This is a genomic window from Streptomyces sp. NEAU-sy36 (assembly GCF_013423905.1).
GTDB classification, from domain to species: domain Bacteria; phylum Actinomycetota; class Actinomycetes; order Streptomycetales; family Streptomycetaceae; genus Streptomyces; species Streptomyces misionensis.
In genome coordinates this window covers 3,573,130-3,592,126 of record NZ_CP058977.1, presented here as the reverse complement: position 1 = coordinate 3,592,126, position 18,997 = coordinate 3,573,130, and the positions used below count along the sequence as shown (strand labels likewise).

General features: G+C 74.2%; 18 protein-coding genes. 9 read left to right on the top strand and 9 right to left on the bottom strand.

Features of this window, described 5'->3' with window-relative positions; genetic code table 11:
* Positions 1–41 precede the first annotated feature (41 nt).
* The 5 genes from HZZ00_RS16615 to HZZ00_RS16595 all read right to left on the bottom strand — a co-directional run bounded on the left by HZZ00_RS16615 (position 42) and on the right by HZZ00_RS16595 (position 6,330).
* A complete protein-coding gene (locus HZZ00_RS16615; RefSeq protein WP_257585832.1) occupies positions 42–1,625 on the bottom strand; it encodes an AMP-binding protein in 1,584 nt (527 codons plus the stop codon).
* Positions 1,612–2,997, bottom strand: coding sequence for an NAD(P)/FAD-dependent oxidoreductase (locus HZZ00_RS16610; protein WP_219014029.1), 1,386 nt, complete (start codon positions 2,995–2,997; stop codon positions 1,612–1,614). The genes HZZ00_RS16615 and HZZ00_RS16610 overlap by 14 nt, the downstream gene beginning before the upstream one ends.
* A complete protein-coding gene (locus HZZ00_RS16605) occupies positions 2,979–3,953 on the bottom strand; it encodes a UbiA family prenyltransferase (RefSeq protein WP_180332911.1) in 975 nt (324 codons plus the stop codon). The genes HZZ00_RS16610 and HZZ00_RS16605 overlap by 19 nt, the downstream gene beginning before the upstream one ends.
* Positions 3,954–4,096: 143 nt before the next feature.
* Positions 4,097–5,239, bottom strand: a complete 1,143-nt coding sequence (locus HZZ00_RS16600; RefSeq protein ID WP_180332910.1) for a DegT/DnrJ/EryC1/StrS aminotransferase family protein — start codon at positions 5,237–5,239, stop codon at positions 4,097–4,099.
* Entirely contained in the window at positions 5,236–6,330 is a 1,095-nt protein-coding gene (locus tag HZZ00_RS16595; RefSeq protein WP_257585831.1) for a DegT/DnrJ/EryC1/StrS aminotransferase family protein, read from the bottom strand. Before HZZ00_RS16595 ends, HZZ00_RS16600 begins: the two co-directional genes overlap by 4 nt.
* 373 nt (positions 6,331–6,703) lie before the next feature.
* On the opposite strand from HZZ00_RS16595, the gene HZZ00_RS16590 reads away from it, so the two are divergent.
* From HZZ00_RS16590 to HZZ00_RS16565, 6 genes are read left to right on the top strand one after another with little or no spacing between them, the layout of a single operon-like run.
* Complete coding sequence (locus tag HZZ00_RS16590; RefSeq protein WP_180332909.1) at positions 6,704–7,762, top strand: Gfo/Idh/MocA family oxidoreductase; 1,059 nt, start codon at positions 6,704–6,706, stop codon at positions 7,760–7,762.
* Position 7,763: 1 nt separating this feature from the next.
* Positions 7,764–8,648, top strand: a complete 885-nt coding sequence (locus HZZ00_RS16585; RefSeq protein ID WP_180332908.1) for a sugar phosphate isomerase/epimerase — start codon at positions 7,764–7,766, stop codon at positions 8,646–8,648.
* Positions 8,645–10,009, top strand: a complete 1,365-nt coding sequence (locus HZZ00_RS16580; RefSeq protein WP_180332907.1) for a M20/M25/M40 family metallo-hydrolase — start codon at positions 8,645–8,647, stop codon at positions 10,007–10,009. The genes HZZ00_RS16585 and HZZ00_RS16580 overlap by 4 nt, the downstream gene beginning before the upstream one ends.
* Positions 10,006–11,133, top strand: a complete 1,128-nt coding sequence (locus tag HZZ00_RS16575; protein ID WP_180332906.1) for an Ldh family oxidoreductase — start codon at positions 10,006–10,008, stop codon at positions 11,131–11,133. Before HZZ00_RS16580 ends, HZZ00_RS16575 begins: the two co-directional genes overlap by 4 nt.
* Complete coding sequence (locus HZZ00_RS16570) at positions 11,130–12,080, top strand: Gfo/Idh/MocA family protein (protein WP_180332905.1); 951 nt, start codon at positions 11,130–11,132, stop codon at positions 12,078–12,080. Before HZZ00_RS16575 ends, HZZ00_RS16570 begins: the two co-directional genes overlap by 4 nt.
* Positions 12,077–12,508 (top strand): hypothetical protein, encoded by a 432-nt coding sequence (locus HZZ00_RS16565; protein WP_180332904.1) that lies wholly within the window; start codon positions 12,077–12,079, stop codon positions 12,506–12,508. The genes HZZ00_RS16570 and HZZ00_RS16565 overlap by 4 nt, the downstream gene beginning before the upstream one ends.
* An 81-nt stretch (positions 12,509–12,589) precedes the next feature.
* On the opposite strand, the gene HZZ00_RS16560 is transcribed toward HZZ00_RS16565, so the two are convergent.
* The 4 genes from HZZ00_RS16560 to HZZ00_RS16545 all read right to left on the bottom strand — a co-directional run bounded on the left by HZZ00_RS16560 (position 12,590) and on the right by HZZ00_RS16545 (position 16,034).
* Entirely contained in the window at positions 12,590–13,123 is a 534-nt protein-coding gene (locus HZZ00_RS16560) for an EF-hand domain-containing protein (RefSeq protein WP_180332903.1), read from the bottom strand.
* A gap of 153 nt (positions 13,124–13,276) precedes the next feature.
* Positions 13,277–14,536, bottom strand: coding sequence for a nucleotide sugar dehydrogenase (locus HZZ00_RS16555; protein ID WP_180332902.1), 1,260 nt, complete (start codon positions 14,534–14,536; stop codon positions 13,277–13,279).
* 59 nt (positions 14,537–14,595) lie between these two features.
* Positions 14,596–14,904 carry a hypothetical protein gene (locus HZZ00_RS16550; protein WP_180332901.1) on the bottom strand — a complete coding sequence of 103 codons (309 nt, stop codon included), beginning with the start codon at positions 14,902–14,904 and terminating at the stop codon, positions 14,596–14,598.
* Positions 14,905–15,200: 296 nt separating this feature from the next.
* Positions 15,201–16,034 carry a helix-turn-helix transcriptional regulator gene (locus HZZ00_RS16545; protein WP_180332900.1) on the bottom strand — a complete coding sequence of 278 codons (834 nt, stop codon included), beginning with the start codon at positions 16,032–16,034 and terminating at the stop codon, positions 15,201–15,203.
* Between the two features lie 117 nt (positions 16,035–16,151).
* Between HZZ00_RS16545 and HZZ00_RS16540 the strand changes: the two genes are divergently transcribed.
* From HZZ00_RS16540 to HZZ00_RS16530, 3 genes are all read left to right on the top strand, one after another.
* Positions 16,152–17,216, top strand: coding sequence for an aldo/keto reductase (locus HZZ00_RS16540; RefSeq protein ID WP_180332899.1), 1,065 nt, complete (start codon positions 16,152–16,154; stop codon positions 17,214–17,216).
* Positions 17,217–17,700: 484 nt separating this feature from the next.
* Positions 17,701–18,180, top strand: coding sequence for a hypothetical protein (locus tag HZZ00_RS16535; protein WP_180332898.1), 480 nt, complete (start codon positions 17,701–17,703; stop codon positions 18,178–18,180).
* Between the two features lie 147 nt (positions 18,181–18,327).
* Positions 18,328–18,978 (top strand): hypothetical protein, encoded by a 651-nt coding sequence (locus tag HZZ00_RS16530; RefSeq protein ID WP_180332897.1) that lies wholly within the window; start codon positions 18,328–18,330, stop codon positions 18,976–18,978.
* Positions 18,979–18,997: the final 19 nt, after the last annotated feature.

Genomic DNA, 18,997 nt, shown 5'->3' with positions numbered 1-18,997 from the left:
AACACTGGCCGGTGAGCGGCCAGTCGAAGAGGGTCGGATCGTCAGGTCCAGCGGCCGGTGCCGGCCGGCGCGGACCCCGTGAGCCGTCGTGACAGGACGTCGCGGCGGACCTTGCCGGTGCCGGTGCGGGGCACATCGTCCCAGGTGAGGACGGCCGGATCACGCAACGTCGGTAACCCGTGCGTGGCTTGTTCCCAGGCGTCCGGGTCCAGCCGGCCGTCGGCGGTGACCACGACGGGCAGCGGATCGCCCTCGGGCAGGCCGAGGATCACGCACTCCAGGGCCTGGGGCAGCCGCTGCTCCAGCGCGTCCTCGGTCCGCAGGCAGCTCATGCCGGGCAGGCTGTCGACCTCGCGGTCCAGGACGCTGACGCTGCCGTCGCGGTGGAGCACGCCCATGTCACCCGTGGACCACCAGTCGCCGACGCGTTTGGCTGCCCAGCGTTCGTCCTCGCCGACGTAGCCCTGGGCGAGCGCGGCGGTGCGCACCAGGAGCAGTCCGGGACGGCCGCGCCTCACCGGCCGCAGGGTGTCCGGGTCCACGACGCGCAGCCGGGTGCGGCCCGGCACCGGGCGGCCCAGCCGGCGTGCCGTGGACTCGGCGTCCGCCGCGAGTGCGGAGCGCCGGGTGTGGAAGCGGAAGGTGAGTGGTCCGGTCTCGGTCTGGCCCCAGCCCTGCATCCACAGCGGGCGGCGGTGCCGGCTCGCGGTCAGGTAGGCGCGCAGGGCGGGCGGGTGCACCGCGTCGTAGGTGCTGATGTAGAGGCGGACCCGGCGGAAGGGGTTGTCGAGCCGGGTGGTGAGCGGCCGCAGCCGGACGTAGGTGGCGGGCGTGGCCTCGACGACGGTGGGCGGGTGGGTCCGCAGCAGTGGATCGGCGGCGTCCGGGTCGTCCCCGCTGAGCAGCACGATCTCGGCGGGCGGGACCGAGAGGACGACCGCCGTCCAGCAGAAGGTGCGCCCGTGGGCGTAGGCGCCGGCGTGGAGGAGGACGTCGTCCGGGCGGATGCCGATGCCCGGGTAGCGCACCGCCTCGAAGCGGGCGAGCTTGTCCACGAGGGTGCGCGTGGAGTGGGTCACCAGTTTGGGCAGTCCGGTGGTGCCCGAGGTGTGGTGGATGACGAGGGGTTCGTCGGGGGAGCGCCGTACCGGGGGGCAGGGCCGGGTGGCGTCCAGGCCGGCGAGGTGGAGGGCGCCGGGTGCGGCGGAGTCGAGGGTGACGAGGACCGGGGCCGGTGCGGGCGCCGCGCCGTCCCGGCAGCGGGCCAGCAGGGCGGCGGTGGTGACCAGCGCCGCGGGCCGGAGCCGGTCCAGCAGGGTGAGCAGGTCCGCGGTGTCCAGCCGGGCGGACAGCAGTGCGGGGACGGCGCCGAGCCGGACCACGGCGCAGCCGAGCAGGTCGTGGTCCCAGTGGTTGTCCTTCACGACGGCCACGCGGTCGCCGGGCCGCACTCCGGCGTCGGCGAGCCGGGCGGCGGTGGCGCGGACCAGGTGGGCGAGTTCCGGGAGGGTCCAGCGGGTTCCGTCGTGCGGGGCGATGTCGAAGGGCCGGTCCAGGTGGACGACGGTCGGGGCGCCGGTCGTCGCCGCCTCGTCGAACAGGGTGCCCATGTCATGCGGTCGCAACGGTGTCCTCCACTCGGTGGGGGCCGGCCGGGCGGTGCCCACCGAGCCTGCTCAGGACGCGGGACGCGGCGAGCGCGCCCGCGCGCACGGCGCCTTCGGAGGCGGGCCGGAGCATCACCCAGTCGCCGGCGTACTCCACCGCGCGCACCGGCCGGGCCAGGAACCCGGCGCGTTCCCCGAGGGCCTGCGGGGTGGCTTCGGGCAGGCCGTGGCGGAAGGTGTGGGTGAAGTGGTGGCGGCGGGCGCCGCCGATGCCGGGGACGTAGCGCTCGGCGGCCTGGACGAGCAGTTCCGCGGCCTCGTCGGGGTCGGCGTCCAGCAGTTCGGGGACGCGGCGCGGACCGGCCACGAGGGTGATCAGGCCGCGTCCGGCGGGAGCCCGGCCGGGGTCCTTGGCGTGGTCCACGACGACGCCGGAGAGGGTCTGTTCCTCGGCGGCCGGGGTGAGCAGGATGTGCACGGGGCGCCGGGCGGGCGGGGCGAGCGGGCGGTCCAGCAGGCAACCGACCTTCATCATGGGGGTGAAGGTGCAGGCGGTGAGGAACGGCCGTTCGTCGGCGGGGGCTTCGGGGCGCAGGGACGCCGCGACGGGCGCGGGCACGGCGAGCACCGCGGCCCGCGCGGTGACCTCGCCGTCGTCGAACCGCAGCACGGCGTGCCCGCCCTCGTCGACGACCTCGCGCACGTCGTGGCCGGTGACGACCTCGGTGTCGGCGGCGAGCCGGCGGGCGAGGAAGTCCATGCCGTCGCGGTAGGTGCGCCAGGCGGACGGGGCTCCGGCCTCCAGCAGCAGGCTGATCAGCGGGGCGGCGGCGGAGCGCGCGGTGTCCCAGCCGAAGAAGCAGCCGGCGACCGGCTGGAAGAGATAGTCGTGCAGGTCCCGGTGGTAGCGCGCGGTCGCCTCCCGGACGGTGGCGGCGCCCAGCGGGCCGCGCTCGGGCCGGTCGCCGTCGAACCCGGCGCGGCGGCGGCCGGCCCAGGCGGAGAAGGCGGCCAGGTCGAGCCGGGCGCGGGCGGACAGACCGGCGCCGGTGAGCACGGCCGTACCCTCGCCGACGCCGGGATGGGCGCGCCCGTCGCGCCAGACGGCCACGCCGCCGCCGACCCGGGGAACGTCCGCCGCGCCGACGCCGAGCCGGCGCAGCAGTTGCCAGGTGGCGCGGTAGCCGCGGGAGGCGACCTGTTCCGCGCCGGTGTCGATCGTCCAGCCCTGGTGGCGCAGGCTGCGCATCCGCCCGCCGACCTCGGGGAGCCGCTCGTAGACCCGGACGGTGAGCCCTGCGCGGCGCAGTTCGTGGGCGGCGGTCAGTCCCGCGATGCCCGCGCCGACGACGGCGACGTCGAGTTCGGGCGTCACCGGGTGGCCCCCCATCCGGCGAGCAGATTGGCGGCGGTCATCAGGACCACGCCGAGCCGGTGCACCGTGAACCCGGTGCGGCGGGCGGTCATGATGTCGCCGCGGACGAACCCGGTCAGGTACTGGCGGGTGCGCAGGGCGGTCGCCGGGAGCATCAGCAGCACGAACCACCAGGGCGCGGCGCCGGTGAGCGAGGCGAGGGCGCCGATCAGGAACTCGGTGGCCGACAGCGCCGCGATGAAGACGGCGTTGCCCCGCTCGGAGACCAGGGCGGCCACGGTGGGCCGGCCCACGGCCCGGTCGCCGGCGACGTCGTTGGTGTTGGAGTAGACACCGAACATGAGCGGCCCGAACCCGAACAGCACCGCCTGCACCATCAGGAACCCGGAGTACTCCCCCGTCAGCAGCCCGTACGGGACGATGACCAGCACGGCGCCGAGGGCGACCAGGAACACCTCCTGGAAGCCGTGGTAGCTGATCTTCAGACCGTACGAGTACTGGAGCGACACCACGAACAGCGCGCCCGCCGCGACGAGCGCCCACGGCGGGCGGTGCGGGGCGACGGCGACGGCGGCCGCCCACAGCACCGCGCCGGCCGCCGCGCTGGTCCAGGCGAAGCGCAGCGCCTGGGGCACCGTCAGCGCGCCGGCTACCAGAGGTTTGCGCGCCTTGCTGCGCAGGGGGTTGTCGGGTCCGTAGTTGGCGAGGTCGCTGCCGTCGCGGAAACCGGTGACGTCGTCCAGGGCGACCATCGCCATCAGGACGGCGATCTCGCCGACCAGGAAGAGCGCGAGGACCAGTGCCCGGCCGGCGGTGAAGGCGCCGAGCGGGAACAGGGTGGCGGCGAGGGCGAGGAAGATGCCGAGGTAGTAGTCGTACACGTCGAGCTTGCCGAGCCGCGCGTAGGCGCGCAGCCGGCCGCGGCCGTGGGCGGTGGCCGCGGGACGGGCGGCCGTGATGCTGTCGGTCATGGGGACCTTTTCGAAGGGTGTCTGCGTGCGGGTGTTCGGGGTCCGGCGCTCCGCGGCGCGGACGTCGTGGCGCCCGGACGGGGCCGCGCCCCGGAGGGCGTGGCGCTTCGGGTGGCGGGGCACTCCGGGGGTGGGCGCGCGGTTCAGCGGTGCTCGGTGGCGAAGGCGCACACGAGGTCGGCGACCTGCTGGACCTGGGCGTCCGTCAGCAGGTGGTGTACCGGCAGCGCCAGATGGCGGTGGGCGGCCCGTTCCGCGGCCGGCCAGCGGGCGCCGGGGGGCGCGTAGGGCGCGAACGCGGCGTGCGCGGGCAGGGGTTGGGGGTAGTAGACGTGGCTGGCCACCCCGTGTGCGGTCAGGTGGGCGGCGAGCGCTTCGCGGGCGTCGGCGAGGACGGTGTAGACGTAGAAGCACCGGCCGTCCGGGTCGGGTGGCGGCGGGGTCACGCCGAGGCCGGCGAGCGGGGTGAAACGCTCGGTGTAGTAGGCGGCGATCTCGGCGCGCCGGGCGAGGCGGGCCGGGAATCCGGCGTGTCGGTGGGTCTGGAAGGCCGCCTGGATCTCGTCGAAGCGGCTGTTGACGCCGATGGTGTGGTGGACGAAGCGGCGCCCGGGGTGCTGGCCGTGGTTGCGCAGGGTCCGCACCCGCTCGCCGAGTGCCGGGTCGCGGGTGACGACCACGCCGCCCTCTCCGGGCATGCCGCACGTCTTGACCTGGACGAAGGAGTAGACGCCCGCCTCGCCCCACAGTCCGGCGGGGACGCCGCGCAGCACGCCGCCCTGGGCGACCGCGGAGTCCTCCAGGAGGCGCAGTCCGTGCCGCCGGGCCAGTTCGGTGAAGCGGGGCATGTCGGCCATCACGGAGAACATGTGGGCGGGCATCACGGCCTTGGTCCGCCGGGTGACGAGCCGTTCGGCCGCGTCGGGGTCCATGGTCATGGTGTCGGGCCGGATGTCGGCGAAGACGGGGGTGGCTCCGGCCGTGACGACCGAGGAGGCCAGGGGCGCGCAGCCGAAGGCGGGCACGATCACCTCGTCGCCGGGGCCGACGTCCATGGCCCGCAGCGCCAGGGTGAGGGCGGAGGTGCCGCTGGAGCAGGCGACCACGTCGGCGGCGCCGAGGTCCGCGCGCATCAGTTCTTCGAAGGCGGCGGTGCGCGCGCCCAGGATGAAACGTTGCTCCGGGTCGAGGCCCACCTCGCGGACCAGCGCGATCAGCGCGGGGCGGTCGGCTTCGAACAGGGCGGGCGGGAAGAAGGGGACGGTGACGGGCGGCGCTGCGGTCATGCGATGGTCCTCGTCGTGGCGAGGAAGGAGCCGATGGTGTCGCAGACGCGGTCCAGGTCGCCGGGGTCGAGATCGGGGTGGAAGGGCAGGGCCACGGCACGCCGGGCCGCCGCCTCCGCGTGCGGGAAGTCGCCGGGCCGGTGGCCCAGGTGGGCGAAGGCGGGCTGGTGGGGCAGCGGCAGGGGGTAGTAGACCTCGGTGCCGATGTCCCGCTCGTCGAGGTGGTCGACCAGGGCGTCCCGGTGCTCCGTCTCGATCAGGTAGACGTAGTACACGTCCCGGTCGTCCGGTCCCTCGGCGGTGGTCCGCGGCAGCCGGACGATCCCGGGCACGTCCCGCAGCCGGGCGGTGTAGGCGGCGGCCAGTTCGGCGCGGCGCGCGATCTGCTCCTCCAGGACGGTCAGTTTGGCGAGCAGGACGGCCGCCTGCATGTCGTCCATCTTGCTGTTCATGCCCGGCAGTGCGCTCTCGGTGGAGATGGCCGGGAAGTCGTTGAGCGTACGGCCGGTCCTGCCGTGGTGGCGCAGGGCCGCGACGGTGTCCGCCACCTGCGGGTCGTCGGTGAGGACGGCCCCGGCGTCGCCGAGCGCGCCGAGCGTCTTGGAGGGGAAGAAGGAGAGCACGCCGCCCGCGCCGTGCAGACCCGCGTGCACCCCGCGCCGGCGCATGCCGATCGCCTCGGCGCTGTCCTCGACGACCGTCAGGCCGTGCCGCCGGGCGACGGCGTCGACGGCCGCCATGTCGGCCATGGTGTGGAAGAGGTGCACCGGCATCACGAACCGGCTGCGCGGGGTGACGGCGGCGTCGAGCGCCGCGGGGTCCATCGCGTGGGTGTCCGGGTCGATGTCGACGAACTCCGGCCGTCCGCCCGCGAGTACGACGGCGGAGGCGGTGGCGAAGAAGGAGTACGCCGGTACCAGGACCCCGTCACCGGGGCGCAGTCCGCAGGCGCGCAACAGGAGCACGAGCGCGTCGGTGCCGCTGTTGACGCCGATCACGTGCCGGGCGCCGGTGTAGTGCGCGAGCGCCGTCTCGAACTGTCCGACCTGTTGTCCGTGGCTGAATTTGCCGCTGCGGAAAACGTCCTCCAACGCTTTTTCGATGGTCGGCCACAATCGTTCGAAAGTGGCGGCCTGGGAGAAGAAGGGAATCGGTTCGGCCGCCCCCGGAGTGACCGGAGACGCGCTCCCGGCCCGCGCCCGGAGCTGTCCACTGGAAGGCAATTCTCACCCGCCCCGTCGTTGCTGTGGATTGACCGGCAACGCTAGTCGTACTTCCCGGCGGCGGAGAAAGGAAAGGATCATCTTCACACTTTGTGGGTAACGAGGTTCCGGATCGCTTGACCCTTTCCCGGACCGGCCGCAATAGTCGTGCGGCGCACCGGAGTTGTGCGCGACGCGACGCGGACCGCGTGTTGCGCGCCCGGTGTTCTCCTTCCCCCTCTCTCTCCTTCCTGGAGGCCCTGTGCTGCAGCCCCTCGTGATCGGGCTCGGCCGCTCCGGATCCGGACTGCACCTGAGGACGCTCGTCCGGCTGGCCCGGCGCACCGCGGCCGCCGGCGCTCCGCTGGTCGCCCTGCCCGCGGTCGGCTGCGACCCGCGCGCCGGCGCACTGCGGGCCGCGGCCGCGCCCGGCGAGGCCACGGTCGTCGGCACGCTCGACCAGGCCCTGGCCCAGGTGGACCCGGCCACCGCGGTGGCCCATGTGTGCACCCCGCCCCGACTGCGCCACGAGGTGGTCGCGCGACTGGCCGGGCACGGCGTGCGCCGGATCATCGTGGAGAAACCTCTCGCCGCCTCCGCGACGGAACTCGACGCCCTGGTACGGCTGCGCGAACGGGAGGACCTCGATCTGGCGGTCGTGGCGCACTGGACCAGCTCCCGGCTCGCCGGCCGGCTGCGCCGCCTGATCCGCGGCGGACGGCTCGGCGCGCTCCGCCGGATCACCGTGGACCAGCACAAGCCCCGTTTCCTGCGGTCGCTGACCACCGACGGGCACCCGACCGCCCTCGACGTGGAGATCCCCCACTCCCTGGGGCTCGTGCTCGATCTGGCCGGTCCCGCCGAACTCCGCGCCGCGCGTTGCTGGGACCTGCGTCTGACGGACCGGGCGCTGCCCCGGCTCGGCGGCGCGCACGTGGAGTTGGACCACCGCTCGGGGGTGCGCACCCTGCTCCGCTCCGACCTCGGCGCACCGGTCAGGCAGCGCAGCGTTGTCTGCGAGTTCGAGGGCGGCACGGCCACCGCGCACTTCCCGCTGAGCGAGGACGACGACCACGCCCAGCTCGTCGTCTCCCCGTCCGGCCACGGTACGGCGTCCGCGCCGGACGGCGAGTTCGAGGCCGGGCACCACGTCTTCCGCGACGACGCCCTGACCGACTTCTTCGAGTGCGCCTACCGGGGCTTCGCCTCCGGGACGGCGGGGGCCGCGAACTTCCCGCTCGCCTGTGCGGCCACCCGGCTGCTGTGCGCGGCCCGCGAGCACTGTGCCGTCGTACCGCACGCCCCCGCGGGGAGCCGCTGACATGCCCGGACGGAACATGGCGGGCCGCGGCGCGTTCGGGCCGCTGACCGGCATCGGGGACGAGGCCGCACCGGGCGCCGACGGCCAGCTGGCCGCCCTGCGCCGACTGGGCTGGACCACCGTCGAACTGCGCGACATCGACGGCACGGCACTGGCCGACCTCTCCCCCGCCGCCTTCGGCTCGCTCACCCGGCGCCTGGCGGACGCGGGCGTCACCGTCACCGCCGTGGCGTCCCGGATCGGCAACTGGTCGCGTCCCGTCACCGGCGACTTCGGCCGGGACCTCGCCGAACTCGATGTGCTCGCCGAGCGGTGCGCCGCCCTCGGCTGCCGGCTGGTGCGGATCATGTCGTATCCCAACGACGGCCTGCCGGAAGCGGATTGGGCCGACCGCGTGCTGGCCCGCACCGCCGTCCTCGCGGACCGCGCCGAGCGGGCGGGGCTGGTGCTGGTGCACGAGAACTGCGCGGGCTGGGCCGGGGACCGGGCCGACCGCGCGCTCCGGCTGCTGCGCGCCGTCGACAGCCCGGCGCTGCGTCTGCTGTTCGACATCGGCAACGGCGTCCCCTACGGCTACGACGCCCCGGAGATGCTCCGCGAACTCGCCCCCCACGTCGCCCACGTGCACGTCAAGGACGCGGTGCGGCTGCCGGACGGCTCCACCGCCTACACGCTGCCCGGCGAGGGCGAGGCCGGGGTGGCGCGGTGCCTGCGCATCCTGGCCGACCACGGCTACACCGGGGCCCTCTCCCTCGAACCGCACCTCGCCGTGCGCCCGCACGAGGGGCTGGCCCGGGCCGGCGCGGACGCCGCCGACCTGTTCGTACGGGCCGGCCGGGCGCTGGCCGCGCTGCTGGACCACGCCGCACCGGGCGGCCCGGCGTGAGCACTCCGTTCACCGAGCGGCACCGCGAACTGCTGCTGGACCTGCTGCGCCTGCCGAGCGTCAACCCGCTGGAGGCCGGACCGGAGGATCCGCCGTCCCGGCTGCCGGACGCCCTGGCCCGCTATGCGGCGGCCGCCGCCCGGGCCGGGTTCCGCACGCTCCGCCTCGCCCCGCCGCACGCCTCCTGCCTGGACCGCCCGGACGTGCCGGCCACGGTCCGCGCCGCCGCCCGCGATCCGCGGTTCCTCGCCGGACAGCCCAGTCTGCTGCTGCGGCTGGGACCCGACCGCCCCCGCGCGGACACGGTGATGTTCAACGTGCACCTCGACACCGTCGCCGGGCACACCCCGCCGGTCTTCGACGGCGCGCGGTTCACCGGCCGGGGCGCGGTCGACGCCAAGGGGCCCGCCGTCGCGCTGCTCGCCGGGCTGGAGGCCGCCGCGTCCCACCCCGCCGTCGGACGGGACGTCACCGTGCTGCTCCAGGCCGTCGCCGGGGAGGAGGGCGGGGCCTTGGGCACCTACGGCACCCGCCCGCTGCTGGAGGCCGGGCACCACGGGCGGCTCAACGTGTTCTGCGAGCCGACCGGCCTGCGCGCGCTGCCCAGGGCCACGGCAGCCATGACCGCGCGGATCACCGTCGAGGGCGAGGACGCGGTGGACGACCGCCCGGACGCCGGGCACAACGCCACCGTGCTGCTGGGCTTCCTCGCCCAGCACCTCGCCGCCCGGCTGGACGGTGCCGTGCCCGGCACCCGGGTGTGCGTCGCCGGACTGCACACCGGCCGCGTCCACAACCGCGTCCACGGCACCGGCACGCTGCTGCTGAACCTGTCGTACCGGCGCACCCGCGACGGCGCGGCGCTGGAGACCGCGGTCGGCCGGCGACTCGCCGACGGCCTGCGTCGCTTCACCGAACTCTTCGGCAGCACCCGGGAGTTCGCCCGCACCGCCCGGGACGCGGCCCGCATCACCCGGCTCGGCTGGGACAAGCGGGGGCTGCCCGCCCTGGACAACCGCGACCCGTGGGCGCAGGCGCTGCTGGCCCGGGCGGGCGCCCGGCCACCGGCCGAGGACCCCGGCTTCACCTGCGACGCCGTCTGGGCGGCGGGACTCGACGGCGCCTTCACCGCCGTGCTGGGACCCGGCTCGCTCGCCGCCAACCGCGCCCACGCGCCCGGAGAGTTCGTCGACCTCGCCGATCTGGAGGACTTCGCGGGCGTCGTACGGCGCCTCGTCACCTCCTTCGCGGAAGGGCCCCGCCCGGAAGCACCCTCCGCACCGACCCGCTCTCACGCTCCGCCACCCCGAACGCCCCGGCCCGAAGAGAACCGCACCCCTGCCCGTAAGGAACCCGGATGACCGCACCCACCGCCCCCCGTACGGCGGTCGAGCACTCCCCCGTCCTCGTCGACCACGCGAAACTGCGCACCGCGCTCACCGATCTGTTCGCCGGCCACGGCATCCCGGCCGCGCGCGCCCGGCTCGCCGCGGACGCCCTCTGCCACGGCGATCTGACCGGCCTCGACTCCCACGGTCTGTTCAACCTCGGCCGGCTCTACCTGCCGCTGCTCACCTCGGGCCGCTGCGACCCGCGCGCGGAGCCGCGCACCCTCACCGACCTGGGCGCCTGCGCGGTCGTCGACGCCCGCCGCGCCCTCGGGCTGTGGGCGGCCGCCGAGGCCATGGACGATGCCGTGGCACGCGCCGGACGGCACGGCGTCGGCCTGGTCTCGGTGCGCGGGGCGACCCACTTCGGATGCGCCGGCTTCCACGCCGCCCGTGCCGCCGAGGCGGGGATGATCGGCGTGGTCGCGAGCAACTGCGGCGGGCAGCGCATCGCCCGGCCGCCGGGCGGGGCGCTGGCGATGCTCGGCACCAACCCGCTCAGCGTCGCGGCACCCGCCCTCGACGGGCACCCGTTCCTGCTGGACATGAGCACCACCGTCGCACCCACCGGCAAGGTCCGCGTCGCCGCCCGCCGCGGTGCCCCGGTGCCCGCGGGCTGGCTGGAGGACAGGGCGGGCGAACCGGTGACCGACCCGTCCGCCTTCGACCGCGGCGAGGCCTTCCTGCGCTGGCTGGGCGGCAGCGCCGAGACCGGTGTGCACAAGGGCTACGGGCTCGGCATCGCCGTGGAACTGCTGGCCGCCGTGGTCTCCGGCGCCGCGCTGGGGCCCGCGCCCGCGGCGCTGGAGGGCGACGGCCGGCCGCACGGCAGCGACGACGACATCGGCTTCTTCCTGCTCGCCATCGCCCCCGGGGTGCTGCGCCCCGGTGCGGACGTGGCCGGCACGACCCGGTCCCTGTTCGGCACGCTCGTCGACTGCCCGCCGCTGCACGAGGGTGAACCGGTGCGCTACCCGGGCTGGTGGGAGGCGGAACTCGCGGCCGAGCGCCGCCGCGACGGCATCCCCCTGCCGCCGCACCTGTACGAGGAGCTGACCGCCCTCGGTCTTCTCGACGGCGCAGGGGGCGGCCGGTGACCCGCCCCCTGCGCCTGGGAGTCGTCGGTCTCGGCGCCATCTCCCCCTATTACCTGGCCGCCGCCGAACGGCTCCCGGAGTGGGAGCTGACCGCCGTGTGCGACGCCCGCGCCGAGACCCTCGACGCGTTCGACGGCACGGCAGCACGCTTTCGCGACCATCGGACGCTGCTGGCCGACGCCCGGCCGGACGCCCTGGTGGTGGCGGTGCCCAACGACGTGCACCTGCCGGTGTGCCGGGACGCCCTGGCGGCCGGCGTTCCGGTGTGCGTCGAGAAGCCCCTCGCCCTGACCGCCGCCGAGGGACGGCTGCTGGTGGAACTGGCGCGGCGCCAGGAGGTCCCGTTGATGACGGCGTTCCACCGCCGCTACAACACCTCCGTCCGCGACCTCGCGCGCCGGACGGAGGGCCGGGAGATCCGCTCGGTGAAGGTGCGCTACCTGGAGCGCATCGAGGACCACCTCGGTGGCGAGGACTGGTATCTGGACCCGGCGCGCTGCGGTGGCGGCTGTGTGGCCGACAACGGCCCCAACGCTCTCGACGTGGTCCGGCTGCTGCTCGGCGACCTCACCCTGACCGGCTGCGAGATCCGGCGCGACGGCCTCGGCGTCGACCGCCGGGCGGTGCTCCGTCTGCGCGCCGGCACCGGGGCGCCGGCCTCGGTCGAGCTCGACTGGTCGTATCCGGGGGAACGCAAGGACGTCGAGGTGGAGTTGGCCGACGGGGAGGTGCTGGTCGCCGACATGCTGGCCGGGCACACCGCCTTCAAGGGGTCGCTGTGGCACGAGTACGAGGCGATCCTGCGGGAGTTCGCCGTCCTCGCGGGAGCCGGGGCGCCGGCCGGTCCGGGGGCGCACGGCGGTCTTCAGGCACTGGAGCTGGTGGAGGCGGCCTATCGCCGCGCCCTGCCCGCGGCCGGTACGGCGACGACGGTGGCGGGCCGGTGAATCCGGCGGAGGACGGCGCCAAGCGCGTGGTGCGCGGTGCGCTGGTCAAGGTGCTGGTGCACCGGCGCACGGACCGGGGGATGCGGGTGGAGGAACATGCGGCGCGGTGTGTCCGCCGCGGTGAGGTGCACGAGCTGGTCACCACCGACCAGTGGGAGCCCGCCCCCGGCGCCCGCATCGACCGGGTGGGCTTTCTCGGCTTCGTCGAGCTGGAGTGTGGCGGCGTCATCGATCGGGGGGACGTGGTGCGGATCGGGGACGCGGTGGTCGGCACCGTTCTCGGCTTCGACGCGTGCCATCTGCCGAACCACTACAACATCCTGATCCATGCCGCACGTGCCGTCAGCGGAATGGACTTGGAGCTGCGGCCGGAGGATGCCGTCTCCTTCACCCAGGGGCGGGCCGGTCGGGAGCGTACGGCTCACTGATCCCGGACAGTGATGGAGGGCCCATGGACCTGACGGGGTCCATGGGCCCTTGTGCGGCCGGTCCCGTACGGGTCCGGCCGGTCAGCCGAGGAGTTCGACTTCCAGCTGGCCGAAGTGGAACTCCCGCACCACCTGGAGGAGTTCGTCCTCGGACAGCTGGCCGTCGTCGTTCTTGTCGACCTTCTGGAACGACTCGCCGGCCTGGGAGACCGGGACGCCGACGGCGGACAGCCAGGCCTGGAACTCGCGGGCGTTGATCTGGCCGTCGTGGTCGTCGTCGCACAGGCGGATGAGCGCCTTCACGATGGGCGACAGGGCGCGGTTGAAGCTGGCCTCGCCCTCCTTGAACAGCATGTCCCCGGTGGCATCGAGGAACTGCTGCCGGCTGATGGCGCCGCCGGCCTCGACGCCGGCCTTCTGGGCGAGGTACTCGTAGAGGCCCTTGAACGCGTTGTGCAGCTCCTGCACTTCGGGGGAGTCGGCGTTCTTGCCCAGGTTCTGGGCGATCCGCTCGGCCTCGCTCTGGAAGTCGCCGGCGTCGAGGACACCGTTGCCGTCGGTGTCCCACTTGTCGAAGCGCTTCGCCAGGCGCTCGTTGGCGACAGAAGTGCTCATGTGTTTCTCCTTGTTCTGGATGGATGCACGGCGATACGTGCTGCGGCACTTGGGCAGGGCCGCAACCGCGCAGGGCGGTGCCCGTGCGCGGGCTCTGGGGGCCGGTGGGCCGGCCGGGGAGGGTGCGGACAGGGGCCGACGGGCGAGGGAGGGTCAGAGAAGGGTGACTCTGCTGCCCACGGCCTTGCCGCGGGTGTCCAGCAGGGCGCAGCGCGCCCGGCCCAGCGCTTGACTGGCGTAGCAGGCGTGGTCCTGGAGCAGGATGGCCACATCGGTGTGGGCCATGGCGTCCTGGAGGTCCACGGCGCGTGGCAGGGTGCGGCCGTCGACGGTGAACTCGGCGACGTAGGGGTCGTGGTACCGCACGTCCGCGCCCGCGGCGAGCAGTCCGGCGGCGATCTGGCGTGCCGGTGTCTCGCGGACGTCGGCCACATCGGGTTTGTAGGTGACGCCGAGCAGCAGCACCCGCGCGCCCGTGGGGCCGCCGCGCGCTTCGGTGAGCAGGGCCAGCGCGCGGGCGACGACATGGTTGGGCATGCGGCTCAGTACGTCCTGGGCGGCTGCCAGCATGCGGAAGGGGAAGCCCTGGGACTCGGCCCGGGCGGCCAGGTAGCGGGGGTCGACGGGGATGCAGTGTCCGCCGATGCCGGGTCCGGGACTGAACGGTGCGAAGCCGAAGGGTTTCGACGCGGCGCAGTGGAGTACGTCCCAGATGTCGATGCCGGTCTCGTGGCAGAACAGGGCCACCTCGTCGACCAGGGCGATGTTGACGTAGCGGTACGTGTTCTCCAGGAGCTTGGCCATCTCGGCCTCGCGGGTGCCCCGGGCGACGACGATCTGGTCCACGAACCGGGAGTAGAACGCGACGGCGTATTTGGCGCACAGCGCGGTGCAACCGCTCACGATCTTCGGGGTGTTGTGGATGTTCCAGGTCGTGTTGCCGGGGTCGATGCGCTGCGGGGAGAACGCCAGGTGGAAGTCCTCGCCCGCCCGCAGTCCGCTGCCTCGCTCCAGAAGGGGCCGCACGACGTCCTCGGTGGTGCCCGGATAGCTGGTGGACTCCAGGACGACGAGCATCCCGGGGTGCAGCCAGGCGGCGACGGCCTCGGCCGCGGCCTCGACGGCGGACAGATCGGGCAGGCCCTCCGCGGTGAGTCCGGTGGGCACGCAGATCACCACGGTCTGCGCGCCCTCCAGGACGGCGGGGTCGTCGGTGGCGCGGAAGCCGACGTCCAGCATGGCCGCGACCTCGGCGTCACAGACCCCGCCCACGTGGGAGCGGCCCTCGGACAGGCCCTTCACCACCGTGTCGGACACGTCGTACCCCGCGGTGGCCACGCCGGCCGAGACAGCGGCTCGGGAGAGCGGCAGTCCGACGTGCCCCAGTCCCATGACGACGAGTTCGGCGGCCATCTGCGCAGGTTCTCCAGGGTGTGGAAGCGGGTGTGTGACGAACGGGGCGGGGCCGGGACTCAGGCGGAGAAGCTGCCACTGCCGGGCGCCACGTGGGCGCCGTATCCGGGGCGGACGACGGGGCCGGGGGTCAGGCAGAAGGGGTCCCCGTACACCGTGACCAGCCGGTCGGTGCGGTTCGTCAGCACATGGGCGTCCAGCGGGAGTTTGTGGCACCCGTGCGGGTCGTGATAGACGGTCAGCGGCGTCAGTTCCGTACTGAACACCACGACGTCGCCCTCCTCCGCCGCGCCGGCGGTACCGGCGGTGGCGCATACCGCGAGCAGGGCACTGGCCGCGGCGAGCAGGGCGATCCGGGTACGGCGCATCTATTACTCCATTTCGGTGGCGTCGTTGAGTTGATTATTTTCTGGTGAGGCACCGGATAAGCATGGGACCACGGGCAAGCACCTGAACCGGCGACGCGGTCAAGCAAGGTTGACGGAAAAGGGCGGCGACGGGCGCTGACGGCGTCTTGGTTCGTGCCGCGCTTTCACCACGGCACGGCCCGCGACGCAGTCCGGCCGCAGAGAAATTCAGGCTCCGGCGGCAACGGAGGAATTCCCGTCGGGTGCCTGCGAATTCCACCGCTGTCCGGCGGGTCCGACGCAGCGGCCGCGACGGATCAGCGCGCGCACAACCGGTCAAGTGCCGCCTGGCTCGCGTCATCCGCGGCGCGGAAGATCACCAAGCGCTGGTCCGGGTCCTGAAGCGGCGTCATCACCTCGAAGCGCACCGCGAGCTCACCGGCGTCCGGATGCCGCAGCACCTTGCGCCCGCGGCCGTTGACCGCGATGTCCCGCTCGGCCCACAGCCGCGCGAACTCCTCGTCGCGTTCGAGGAACTCGGTGATGAGGCGGGTCAGTTCCGGATCGTCCGGGTGCGCGGCCCACGCGGCGCGCAGGTGGGCGATGCCCTCCCTCACGACACGTTCCCTGTCGGCGTAGAGCTCGCGGGTCCGGGGGTGCATCAGGCAGACCCACATCGAGTTGCGCCGCGACCGGGGCAGGGTGTCGAAGTCCAGGAGCAGCCTGGTCATCTCGTGGTTCCAGGCCAGGATGTCGTAGCGGTGGTTCATCAGCATGGCCGGCAGCGGCGACAGGTCGTCGACCAGCCCGGCCAGCGTCGGTGCCGCGCTGGTGGCGGGTTTCTCGGGGGTGCGGGGGCGTTGCCCGGCCAGGCCGAAGAGGTAGGCGCGTTCGGCGGGCGCCAGGCGCAGCGCACGGGCCAGCGCCTCCACCACGTCCGCCGACGGCCGCAGGCCGCGCCCCTGTTCGAGCCGCACGATGTAGTCGACGCTGATCCCCGCGAGTTCGGCGACCTCTTCGCGGCGCAGTCCCGGGGTGCGCCGGGCGCGCCGGGGTGAAGGCAGACCGAGTTCGCGCGGGTCCAGCCGTTCGCGGCGGGTCCGCAGGAAGGCGGCGAGTTCGTGTGTGGTGTCCACGGTGCGGGTCGTCATGCCGGTTCCAACAGCCAGGGTGGTACCGGCGTTCCCAGGAACCGCCCTCCCTTACCCCGCGCGCACCGCCGGCACAGCCTTGTTCTCGGCAACGGATCTTCAACGCGGGAGCACACGATGTCACTCACCCTCGACACCTACCGACTGCTGGGCCGCTCGGGGCTGCGGGTCTCACCGCTGGCGCTGGGCGCGGCGACCTTCGGCACCGACTGGGGCTGGGGTGCCGAAGAGGACGAGGCGCGCAGGCTGTTCGACCTCTACGTCGAGCGGGGCGGCAACTTCTTCGACACCGCCGGCACCTACACCGACGGCACCTCCGAGCGTCTGCTGGGCGCGTTCTCCCGCGGCAGGCGCGAACAGCTGGTGCTGGCGACGAAGTACACGACGCTGCGCCGGCCCGGCGACCCGAATTCCGGGGGCGCGCACCGCAAGAACCTGTTCGCCTCGGTGCACGCGAGCCTGCGGCAGCTCGGCACGGACTACATCGATCTGCTCTACCTGCACGTGTGGGACGCCACGACACCGGTCGAGGAGATCCTGCGCGGCCTGGACGATCTGGTCCGGCAGGGCAAGGTCTTGTACGTCGCGATCTCCAACGCCCCGGCCTGGCAGGTGGCGCGCATGCAGACCATCGCCGAGCTGCGCGGCTGGTCGCCCCTGGTCGCGCTGCAGATCGAGTACAACCTGGTCGAGCGCGGCGGGGAGCGTGACCTGATCCCCATGGCTCGCGAGATGGGGCTCGGCGTGATCCCCTATTCGCCCCTGGCCGGCGGGGTGCTCACCGGAAAGTACAGCCGCGCCGACCTGACCGGGGCGGACGCCGTGTCCGGCGCCGGCAGCCGCAAGAGCCTCAACCTCGCCCTCGGCACGCTCACCGAACGCAGCCTCGCCATCGCCGGCGTCGTGAAGGAGGTCGCCGCGGAGCTGGGCCGCACACCCGCCCAGGTCGGACTGGCCTGGATCCTGCGGAATCCGGGCGTGACCGCACCGGTCATCGGTGCGCGCACCCCGGCGCAACTGGAGGACAACCTGGGCGCGCTGGAGGTCGACCTCACCGACTCCCAGCTGGCCCGCCTCGACGAGGCCGGCGCCATCGGGCTCGGCTACCCGCACGACATGCTCGCCAGTGCCCACATCCGCGAGGTGACCACGGGCGGCCTGAAGATCGAAGCCCGCCGCTGAGGCGGACACCGGCCCGCGGCCGTACGGCGGGCTTCCGTCCGCGCTCGCGACGACGGCCCGCTGCGAGCGTCGGCGGCCGCAAGGCCGTCGAGAGGACCCGGTGCCGTCGTCGGCGGGCCCCTCCGTGCCGTGGGGGAGGCGGTGCGCAGGGCCCTCGCGGTGGCCTCGTCGCCGAACAGGAGGAGCCCGGCACACGCTACGGTCCCGGCCGCGCACCAGGGCGCGGCCGACGCGCCCCCGGGCGACCGCCGACGCGGGTGACGTGCGGGCCCGAAGCGTGGTCGTCCTTCACGGGGCAGGGGGCACCCGGGGGCCCGGTTCCACGCGCTCGCGGCGAGCGTCACGGGCGGCCCGCGGCGCGGAACGCGTCATGAGCGGCTGCTCCGGGACGTCCGGGACGACCGCGCCCGCGCACCAGGTCGCCTTTCCCCACAGGACATCCGGCCGCCTTCCGGACGAGGATGGGGGACGGAAGGGTCGAGTCATGGCACGGATGCTGGTCAACGGCGACGACGTGGTCGTACGCCTGACACTGCGGGAGCGGGCGGCCGCCCGTCGGCGCGATGTGCGGGTGCCGCTGGCCGCGGTGCGCCGGGTGACGGTCGAGGCCGACTGGTGGCGTGCCCTGCGCGGGGTCCCCCGGCACGGTGTCTCGGTTCCCGGCGCCCGGAGCATCGGCACCCGCCGCCACCAGGCGGGGACGGACTTCGTGGTCGTACGGCCCGGTGAACCCGTCGTGTGCGTCGAACTCCGGCCGCCCGCGCCCTTCCGCCTCCTCTCCGTCGGCGCGCCGACCCTCGCACAGGCCAGGGCCACGGCCCGCGCACTCGTCCGGGCCGCACCGGGCCTCGATCCGTCCACCCCCTGCCGGCAGCCGCTCCCGGTACCCGAGGAGGATCCGGGCGGGGCCACCACCGCGCTGCCGGAAGCCGCGCCGCGTCCCCCGCGCCCCCCGCTCCCCTGAACCGGCGGCGCTCGGACCGGCGTGATCGATCCCGCCCGTCACACTTTCGGGCGGTTTGACCTTCATCGCTCTGCCCGCTGCGGCGCGGTGCCCCATGCTCCCTGCGGACCGCGGCCCGCGGTCCGCAGGAGTGAGGGAGACACATCGATGAGCGCATCGCGACGTTCGGTGCTGGGCGCGGCCATGGCCGCGCCGTTACTGGCCCAGTTCACGGGTACGGCGTCCGCCGACACCGCCGAGCCGGGCGCCCTGGGTACGGTGTCCGACGGCTGGATCGAGGTCCGCTGGACCGAGCAGGCGCAGGCGCTGCTCGACCGTTTCCAGGCGGTGGTGGAGCCGGTGGCCCCGGCCCGGCTGGTGCAGGACGCCAAGGGCAAGGCCATCCGCTTCCCCGTGCGTTCCGGAGCGGGCGACCCGGCGCTGACCGACCCGGCGCAGGCCCACGGCGACGCACGGCTCGACGGCGGGGTCCAGATCCGCACGCCGGAGGGGACCGTGCGGGTGACCGACGTGGAGGGTGCGCTGCGGGACGGGCTGGCGTCCGGCAAGGGCGTCGTCAACGGTTTCGAGGTCGCGCACCGTGCGGTGGCCCGGCCGGAGTGGCACGAGGGGGTGCTGAGGACGGAGAGCGTGCCGCTGGGCAGGCCGATGCGGGTCCGGATCACCGATGTGCCGCTGCGGCCCACGCCGGAGATGGTGGAGACGTTCGGCACCGCCTTCGGCGAGGCCGGCTTCACGACCGCCACGGTGCTGGGGCATGTGACGGCCGAGGGCGTGTACACCCCGCCGAAGGCGTGACCACCGTGGGAACCGGGCG